The following is an 8,594-nucleotide window of genomic DNA, read 5'->3' as shown; positions in this document are numbered from 1 at the left end:
GCACCGACACCTCAGCACCAGGCTCCCAACCCGACGACTCCACCACGGAATCACCACCAGCCGGAACCGGCGACACAGCACTGATCACCGGATCACCAACAGCAAGATCGCAAGCGTCCACTCGGGCACCGGCATTGCCGAGATTGAGCCGTGCGCCGTCGGCCGCCTGCACCAGCCCGAGACTCAGCGCCGAGACCTCGAGAGAGCCGAGCGTCTCCGTCCCGTCCAGCGTGCACGTCTCAGCGACCTGCCGGTTGAGCTGCAAGGAGATGACCTGGGCAAGCATCTCGATGAACGGCTCCAGCGCTCCGCGCAGCGGCACGGTGATCAAACCGGTCTTGATGTCACGGACCAGGAGATCGAAGATCTGCTGGCCGGCATCGGAGAGCACGAAGTCGCGAATCGGCTGCACGAGACCCTCGATGACCGGGGCCGCGGCGTTGATCGCCTGAGTGAGCGTAGCGCAGAGCGCGGCGCCCCCGAGACCCGACGGCACGCACGTGCCGTTCGCGATATCGCCCATGAGGTTGACGCTCGTCGTCACCGTCGCACCGTTCCCGAGCGCGCTGATTCCCGCGGTGAGATCAACGGTGACGCTGCCGAGCGCCCCCTCGATCGCGCCGACGACGATCGTGGTGACCTCTTCCATGAGATCGTGCACCGTCTCGGCGATCATCGGGTACAGCTCATCGTCGATGAGCTCGGTGTTGGGATTCTGGTTGTTCATCCCCGTCGGCTGCCCGGGTCGATTCTCACCCGACAGCAGCTGATCGAGGTGCAACTCGAAGGTTCCGGTCGAGAAGTCGACCGTGAGCACCTCGTTCTTGGTGGTGATCGGCTCGGCCAGCACCTGCGCGAAGATGTCCTCCTGCATCGTGGAGGTCACCTGCGCACTGAGCGTGGCCGACACGCCCGGCAAGGCGCTCAGGATCTGCTCGAGGGGAGCCAGGTCGAGCAGATCGTTGACCTGCTCCTCCATCGTCTGATCGATGGTCCCGATCGTGTCGTAGATCTGCCCGGCGGCTTCGTCGACCGCCGGCGAGGACAGCAGCAGGGTCGCTTCCGCGGCCCTGTACTGACCCGGCCCACCGACCTCGTCGGGGTCCAGGAACTGACCGTCCTCGGCGATGACCTCCGCACCGCCAGCGCCCAGGATCAGCCGTGCGTCATCGATCAGCAGATCGGTGACACCGTCGATGCCGAGCTCGTTGAAGAGGAACAACAGATCCAGCGATGCGGAACCGAAGTCCGCATCGGCACCATCGAGCGTGATCGATCCGTCTCCACCTGCGACCCCCGAGATGGCACGTGCGTCGCGCGGACCTGACGCTTCGGACTCAGAGAGCAGAACCCCCAGCTGGCCGAAGTCGATGAACTCATCGAGGGGTAGCTCGATATCGCCGAGCGAGATCAGCTCGTTGCCGAGCACGTCGAGATTCAAGGCCCCGCTGTTCGGCCCGGGATCGCTGATCGAACCGGCAGCGGTCCGCCCTCCTCCAGCGAGCTCCATCCCCAGGATCGAGGTGTCGATGATGCTGGCCTCGGCCTCTGCCGGGTCACTCGGATAGGTATCGAGCGCAGCCACGGCCGGCCCGCTCGATCCGATGACGCCGACAGCGACCGCCACACCGACCGCGAGTGGCCGTGACCACCGCGACCGGCGCGGCGGGGCCGCCGATCTGACCGTTCGTGAACGTCTCACGAGAAGTACCTCCGTGCTGTCGAGTGCGGACAGACGAGGTTGGGCACCCCGTCCCGCGACCACATCAGCAGAAGGCGCAGGTATCTGGGCAGTACCCGGAGGAAAGACTGCGTCAAGGCATCCCCGGCGGCCCGCGCAGCAGAACGCAGCTTTAGGGCAAGCCGTGACGCAAGCCCGTAACCTACCGGGTCCGCGCACCGTTGAAGGGTGGTTCTGCTGTGTGGCGTCGTGATCGGTCGCCGCGATGGCCTACCCGATGACAGAGCCCCCGACCATCACAGGCAAGACCGAGATTCCCGTCCGCCAGAGGGCCGGAGGGCTACGCGTTGTCGGGCCACTGCGGCGGCGCGAGATCCATCAGCCCGCGCAGACCGGCTCGGCCATTCACGCCACACCGTGCGTAGATGCGTCGCAGCCGGTTGACGACAGTGCGTTCCGACACGTAGACCGCATTCGCGATCTCGACGTTGGTGGCGCCACGCCCCGCCAGGACGAGGATGTCCCGCTCCAGCTCGTCGAACTCCTGCCAGTCGATCGTGACCTCGACCGGCTCTGGCGTCTCCGGCGGAGCTTCGGAGCCGATCGCGCGTCTCCAGCCATCCAGGCCGGCCAGGGTGGCGGTGGCCGCCGCCCGCTCGCGCATGACCTCGGCATCGAACTTCTCACCTGACTTCACCAGGAAATGCGCGAAGCACAACTGGGTGATGATGCGCTGCTTGACGGAACCCTCCGCCGCCGCGGCCGTGAGGGACTCGACGTAGAGCGCGCGGATGTGCGCAGGGTCATCGCGTCCGCGGACGAATCCGGCGGTGGCCTGCACGGCCTCTGCGCGCAGCCGCACCGAGGTGGCGGCGCGCGTCGGGATGCCCTCGTGCTCCTGCGCCGCATCGAGCACCCGCGAGAAGATCGTGGAGAAGCGGCGCGACGAAGGGTCGGGGGCCGCTCCAACCATCGCCACACCGAGGCTGGCGATATCCAGGCTGCCTTGGTAGGGCGTCGGCGCGAAATCCAGACCCACCGCGAAGAGAGCGACTGCCGTGGTGTGGTCGGAGAGAGCGGCGTACGCCTGGCCGAGGTTGATGGCGCGCTCGCCGGTCGCACGGGAGCTGAGACCGTGGATCTGCTCAGGTGCGCTGTTATCGGGCCGCGCCCCCGCGAGCATCGCTCGGGTGACGGCCCGCATGCTCTCGACGGTGGGGGCACCGTCCAGCATCGGATTCAACCTCGTCATCTCGTCGAGCCAGCACTCGGCTCGATGGTAGTGCCCATCCACGAGAGCCAGATGCGCGGCAGCGAAGGCGACGCTCACCCAGCCGAGCGTCCCATCGGGGTCTCCCCCGACACGTTGTATCTGGCTCTGCGAGGAATCGAGCCGCAGTGCCTCGTGCTTGGCGCTGAGCAGTGAGCGCGCCAAGCTCAGCTCGCCGGTGGTGAGGAGGACCTTGACGAGGGGAAAGACGCCCCGTACCGACAGCGACGACGTGGCGGCGATGCGACGAGCATCGTCGAGGAGTTGAGACCAGGCTATGGCTGAGTCCGCGCGTTCCAGCCGCAGAACGCTGGCGAGCATTCGACGACCGGCTTTGAGCAGTTCCTCGGAGACTGCCTCCGGGTCGTCGAACCACACGTGATCCGGGCACTCGTGCCGTTCTGTCGGCTCGGCACCGCATGACCCGGGTTCCATCGCACTGGCATCGCCGCTCATCAGGCCTCGGATGAGCGAGTTCGCGATCCGCCGATGGGCCCGATGATCCTCGGCGATACCGCGCTCGGCCCCAGACCTGGACGAGGAGCGACCATCGACGGCGATCGGACCGTGCCATTGCAGCTCGCCGGTCGGCAACGGGTCAGCCTCGGCGAGCAACGCAGCCATCGGCGCGAGCAGCTCCCACCCCTCACCGGCAGAAGCGACGAGGCCGGCCTCCTCCAACTCTTTCCACACACAGCGGTCCCAGGATCGGCCCGCCTTCCGACTCACGTACGGGGAGGCGTTGAGCGTCACGAGCAGCGCGCGGGCGGACGCGCTCAACGACTCGACCAGCGCGCCATAAAGTCGCATCGCGCCCTCACCCACCCGGGCCGGACCAGGCCACGGGCGGTCACCGGACAGTTCGGCGTCGCTCAGGTCGTCGACGATCTCCAGAGCGAGCAGGGGACTGCCCCCGCTCCACCAATGAAGCCGCCGCGCGACCACGAGGGACACGGATGCCGCGAAGGCCTCCTGCACCACGTCTCGCAGGTCGTTCACATTCAGCGGCTCGAGCCTGCGCACGAGGAATCCGTCGGGTAGATACAGCGCCAAGGGGGCGCTCCTGGCCGCCAGGATGACCCGCCAGCCGAGCTTCTGCGCAGTGCGACGCAGGCCGGTGAGTACCCCGACCATGGCCTTGTCCACCGAACCGATGTCGTCGATGAAGAGGACGCGCGCTACGGAATTACTCGAGACGGCCCGGACGGCCCGGGTGAGTTCTCGCAGCTGATCCTCGAACGCGGGTCCGGCGAGATCGTCGGGGTCCTCGATATCGACCGGCTGGTCGATGAGTGCGCCTGCCAGGTCGCTGGTGCCCGGAACGGGATGCAGATAGGCCGGGCCCGCGGCGCCGATACCTCCGAATCGATACGCGACCACCTGATCCCCGAGCTGCTGCATGGAGCGCGAGACGGTGAACGTCTTGCCGATGCCGCCGGCACCGGTGAGGAGCAGGAGATCTTGGCTCTGACTCGTGATCCAACGAGTGATCGCTCGTTCGTCTCGCGCACGCGGGCGCGAGACTGGCCGCCAGATGCGCCTCACGTTCAGCCCCCGAAAAATGCTGCGCCGCCGCCATCCGACGGCATAGATGCCCGTCAGTGACGGGCATCGGTGATTTTGACTCAACACCAAAGGTAGAGGTCTGCATTTCGCAGGTCAACCCGAAGCGGACGCATGATGGACACTCGGGTGCCGCCTCCCGGCAGCCGGGGCGAGGCCTCGGCGGTGAGCGGCGACGCAGTCGTGGCCGGAGGCCGTGGCGGGCTCACCGAGAACATCGTGGCGCCCCCGCCCGATCCATGCGGGCGATCACTCCGCAGCACTTATTGACAACGACTCCCATTAATGTTTAGCTGAGATCCCCTCCACCATCACCATCTCGGTGACCAGCCCGCCCGGTCAGCGGCGGTTAGAGAGCAGAATCGCACCCCCTCCCCGGGGGTGTTCGCCATGCCCTTGTCCCGATGAGAGCACCGGGACCACCACGAAGGAGAGCTTCATGCGTCAGCGTTCATTGGCAGCAGCGATCGTCGGAGGTCTGGCGACCGTGGGAGTCGCGGCCGCCCCCGCCCAGGCGGCCACCACGGTCGACCCCGGCCACCACGACATCGTGAACGTCCAGTGCACCAACGGCAGCTATCAGTTCCTGACGACGATCAACGGCTCCAGCCATCCGGCCGCGGACCTCGCCGACTTCGAGTTCGTCTACCCGGGCACCAGCGACGCGGTCAGCGCGACACCCCAAGGATGGAGCGTCGACGCCCACGACGATGCCAATGTCCCGGATGTCGGCTTCACCTACTCGGCGTCCGGCACGGGCTGCGCATCGACGATCACGATCGACATCACGCATCCGGACGTGCAGTTCGGCGGCCAGGGCCAGCTCACGCTGCCCGCGGGCGGCCATGTCCACGGCGTGTGGACCTTCGATGGTCCCGCGACCCCGTGGGACGACTACGTCGGCTTCGATGTCGACGCCGGCGCCGCGGGCGCGGCCTACGGCGAGGCGCGCTTCGTCGTCGGCTGATCCGCATCACCGCCGGCCGGTGGGCGCCGTCCTCACGGCGCCCACCGGTCGACGGCCGAGGACTTCATCACCCCGACCGCTACCCCTGGAATGACTGTGACGCATCGCCCTCTTCGCACCGGACTCCTCCTGACCGCCCTCCTCGCGCTCCTCACCGGTCCGCTCGTAGCCACCGCGGGCTTCGCCGACGACACCGAGATGGCCGCCGGATCGGCCCGACTGCAGCCGCGCTGGTCCGCCGGTCAGATGAGCTGGTTCGAGTCGGGCTCACGCGGAAAGACCCTGCGCATCGCCGACAGTCGCAGCTACGAGCTCCCCGATACCCCCGCACACCGCACCCTCGGCGCGCCCGGCGAACGGGCCTGGCTCAGCGGCGTCAGCGGCGACGACGCGGCCGCACCCTCTCTGACATTCGCCCTCGTCCGGCCCGCTGAGCCGGACATCGCGCTGAACCTCGACGAGGTCATCGCCCCCGAAGGCGGCGTCTACCAGGCGTACACCGCGGACGGCGACACCGCCGACGGCTCGTGGGAGCCGGCGACGGAGACCGAGGGGCTCACCTCCCCGATGCTCGGCACGGGCCGCGATGCCGAGGGGCGGGAGCAATCTCGATCCGTGATCCTCCTGGCAGGGGTCGGGAGCAGCACCGACGCGCGCTACCGCCACCGGTTCACCGCTCCCGGCATGTACTGCGTGTCGTATACGGCGACCGCGCTGTTCCCTCGCATGCCTGAGCGCATGACCACGCCGCCCCAGCGGGTGCGCTTCGCCGTCGGGGACAGCGTCCCCATCGATGCTCCGTGCGGTACGGCGGGTGGCGGTCCCGGCGAGAGTCCGGAGCCCGAGCCGAGCGAGCCCGAGCCGACGGAACCGGAGCCCACGGAACCCGAACCCACCGAACCGCAGCCCGGAGACATCTATGTCATGCGCACCGGCCACGCCGACGTGGTGGCGCCGCGGCTCGTGGGCGAGGGAGACGATCGCCGGCTCGAGATTCGCGCCCATGTCGACGGTCAGGGCTCACTGGACTACCGGGACGTCGTCATCCACCAGAACGACAGGATCAAGACGACCGTTCCCGCCGATGGCAGCCACCCCTTCATGGGCGACCCTGGCCAGGAGATCTGGAACAGCCCTCAGGCCACCTCCGCGGACCTGGGGACTCGGGACTTCGCCTGGATCGGCAGCAGCACCGAGGACCGGGCACTGGTGGCCAATGGCTCGCTCACCGATATGACGATCGAACAGATCGCCTCACCCGACGGCGGGGCGGCACCCGGCCAGCTGGCGGTGTGGCAGCAGTCGGGCTCCAATGCTCCGAACGTGCTCGTCAACACCCGCAGCGGGATCAGCGGTCCCGGCCTACCCGCGACACTCTCCTCGGCCGCGGTCTCCAACCACTCCCACTACCACTGGACCTTCACCGAGCCGGGGGTCTACTGCCTGGCCGTCTCGGCGCAGACGGAGATCGGCGGCGAGCTGCAGGTGGTCCGCGACTGGCTGACGCTGGCCGTCGGAGACCAGACCGATCCCGCCACCGCGACCCCGTGCGCGCGGACGCTCCCCGCGCCGAGCGCGCCCGAAGCACCCGCCGTGGACGTCGCCGATGTGGCGCCGGCGCACGTCGTGCCCGGGACACGCTCCGTCAGCATGCATCCCACCCTCGACCACGGCCTCACCATCGCGGACTGGCGACCGGGCACCAGCGAACCGACGCGCTTCGTGCAGGCGGAGGACGCCATCGTCCACGCCACCGAACCGCAGTACCAGGCGACGCAGCCACCTCTCCTGCGATCGTTGGGACTGCTCGGCACCGACATGCTCGGCATGCCGCGCGGGTCCGGGCCGATGAGAGTGACCTTCGACGAGGCGCGCGGGCCCGGCAGCGTCAGCTTCCGGGCCGTCGAGCTCGACTCCCCACGCGAGTTCACACTGCGTCCCGGTTCGGGGGTCATCCCGTCCTCGACCTGGCGCTTCGGCTCACCGGGCAAGTACTGCATCGACACCTCCTGGGCGGATCGCCACGGTTACGACGAGAGCGCCACCCTGACGCTCGTGGTCGACGGACGAGTCGATCCCGGCGATCCGGCCAGCCCGATCTGGAAGGGTGCCGATAACGGCGCGCTGGACCGGTCCTGCGCCAACGGCGGCACGCCGATCGACCCGAAGGACGATGACGAGCCCGGTCCCGACGATCCGTCGGTGCCGGACCGGCCGGACGCACCGACCGCCGAGGCCGACGGGACCGATGTGGCGGTCAGCTGGCAGGCCCCCGGTGACGGCGGGTCGCCCATCACCGGATACGCGATCGCGCTCACCTCGATCGAGGGCCGCGTGCTCAGTCGCCGGGCCGCGGCTGACGACACGGACGTGGTGTTCGGAAGCGTGCCCGCCGGGAGGTGGACGGCCACGCTCATCGCCGACAATCGGGTGGGTTCGTCGGCGCCGTCACCGCAATCGGATCCCGTGACGATCGAGGACGGCGCCGACGATGGCAACCATCAGCCGCCCGGTGGCATAGCCCCGGTGCCCGACGCGGCACTCACCGATGAGCTTCGCGGCGGGGTCACGGTCCCGGCGACCGCCGCGCCCGGCGAGACCATCGCGGTCCGAGCCGGAGAGAGGCGGGCCGGTCTCCAGGTGCGCATCTGGCTGCATTCCGATCCGACGCTGCTGTCCACCCGGCCACTGGGCCAGGACGGCGCCGCCCTGGTCACGATCCCCTCCGACGCCCGCCCGGGACATCACCGCGTGGTGGTCCAGCAGGGCAGTGGAGCGCTGCTGGGCTGGGACGACCTCGAGATCGTCGCCACGTCGCGTGACACTCCAGCCGGTACCGACGCCGACGGGAACCTTGCCGACAACGCGCACCAGGGCCCGGCCGGCGGTAGCGGCAAGCGCGGAAACGGGGAGCTGCCGCCCACCGGAGCCGAGCCAGGCACGACAGAACTGCTCGCCGCGGCCTTCCTTCTCACGCTGCTCGGAGCAGTGGCCGCCGCCATCGGCCGCCACGGCGCAGGACGGTCACGGCCCCGAGACCTTGCCTCAGAGCGCACTCCTAGCTAATCTGAATGCCATTTACTATTAGGCAAGGCGAACCTCACCAATGGGTT

General features: G+C 68.6%; 4 protein-coding genes. 2 read left to right on the top strand and 2 right to left on the bottom strand.

Translation table 11 applies throughout. The annotated features are described in order from the left end of the window. Together JL108_RS09310 and JL108_RS20460 are read right to left on the bottom strand one after the other, a co-directional pair. A partial coding sequence (locus tag JL108_RS09310; protein ID WP_205198029.1) for a choice-of-anchor G family protein occupies positions 1-1,585 on the bottom strand: 1,585 nt, incomplete at its 3' end. A 436-nt stretch (positions 1,586-2,021) separates the two neighbouring features. Then, the gene (locus JL108_RS20460) at positions 2,022-4,496 is read right to left on the bottom strand and encodes a helix-turn-helix transcriptional regulator (protein ID WP_205198028.1); all 2,475 of its coding nucleotides are present in this window, start codon (positions 4,494-4,496) and stop codon (positions 2,022-2,024) included. A 457-nt stretch (positions 4,497-4,953) separates the two neighbouring features. Between JL108_RS20460 and JL108_RS09300 the strand changes: the two genes are divergently transcribed. Together JL108_RS09300 and JL108_RS09295 are read left to right on the top strand one after the other, a co-directional pair. Further along, on the top strand, positions 4,954-5,481 hold the full coding sequence (locus JL108_RS09300; protein WP_205198027.1) for a hypothetical protein: 528 nt from the start codon (positions 4,954-4,956) through the stop codon (positions 5,479-5,481). A gap of 90 nt (positions 5,482-5,571) precedes the next feature. Next, complete coding sequence (locus tag JL108_RS09295; RefSeq protein ID WP_205198026.1) at positions 5,572-8,547, top strand: choice-of-anchor M domain-containing protein; 2,976 nt, start codon at positions 5,572-5,574, stop codon at positions 8,545-8,547. The last annotated feature ends 47 nt before the right edge of the window (positions 8,548-8,594 follow it).

This window comes from Aeromicrobium sp. YIM 150415 (assembly GCF_016918125.1).
Classification (GTDB): Bacteria; Actinomycetota; Actinomycetes; order Propionibacteriales; family Nocardioidaceae; genus Aeromicrobium; species Aeromicrobium piscarium.
The sequence above is the reverse complement of the archived record's forward strand: the minus strand, read 5'-3'. Positions and strand labels throughout refer to the sequence as shown.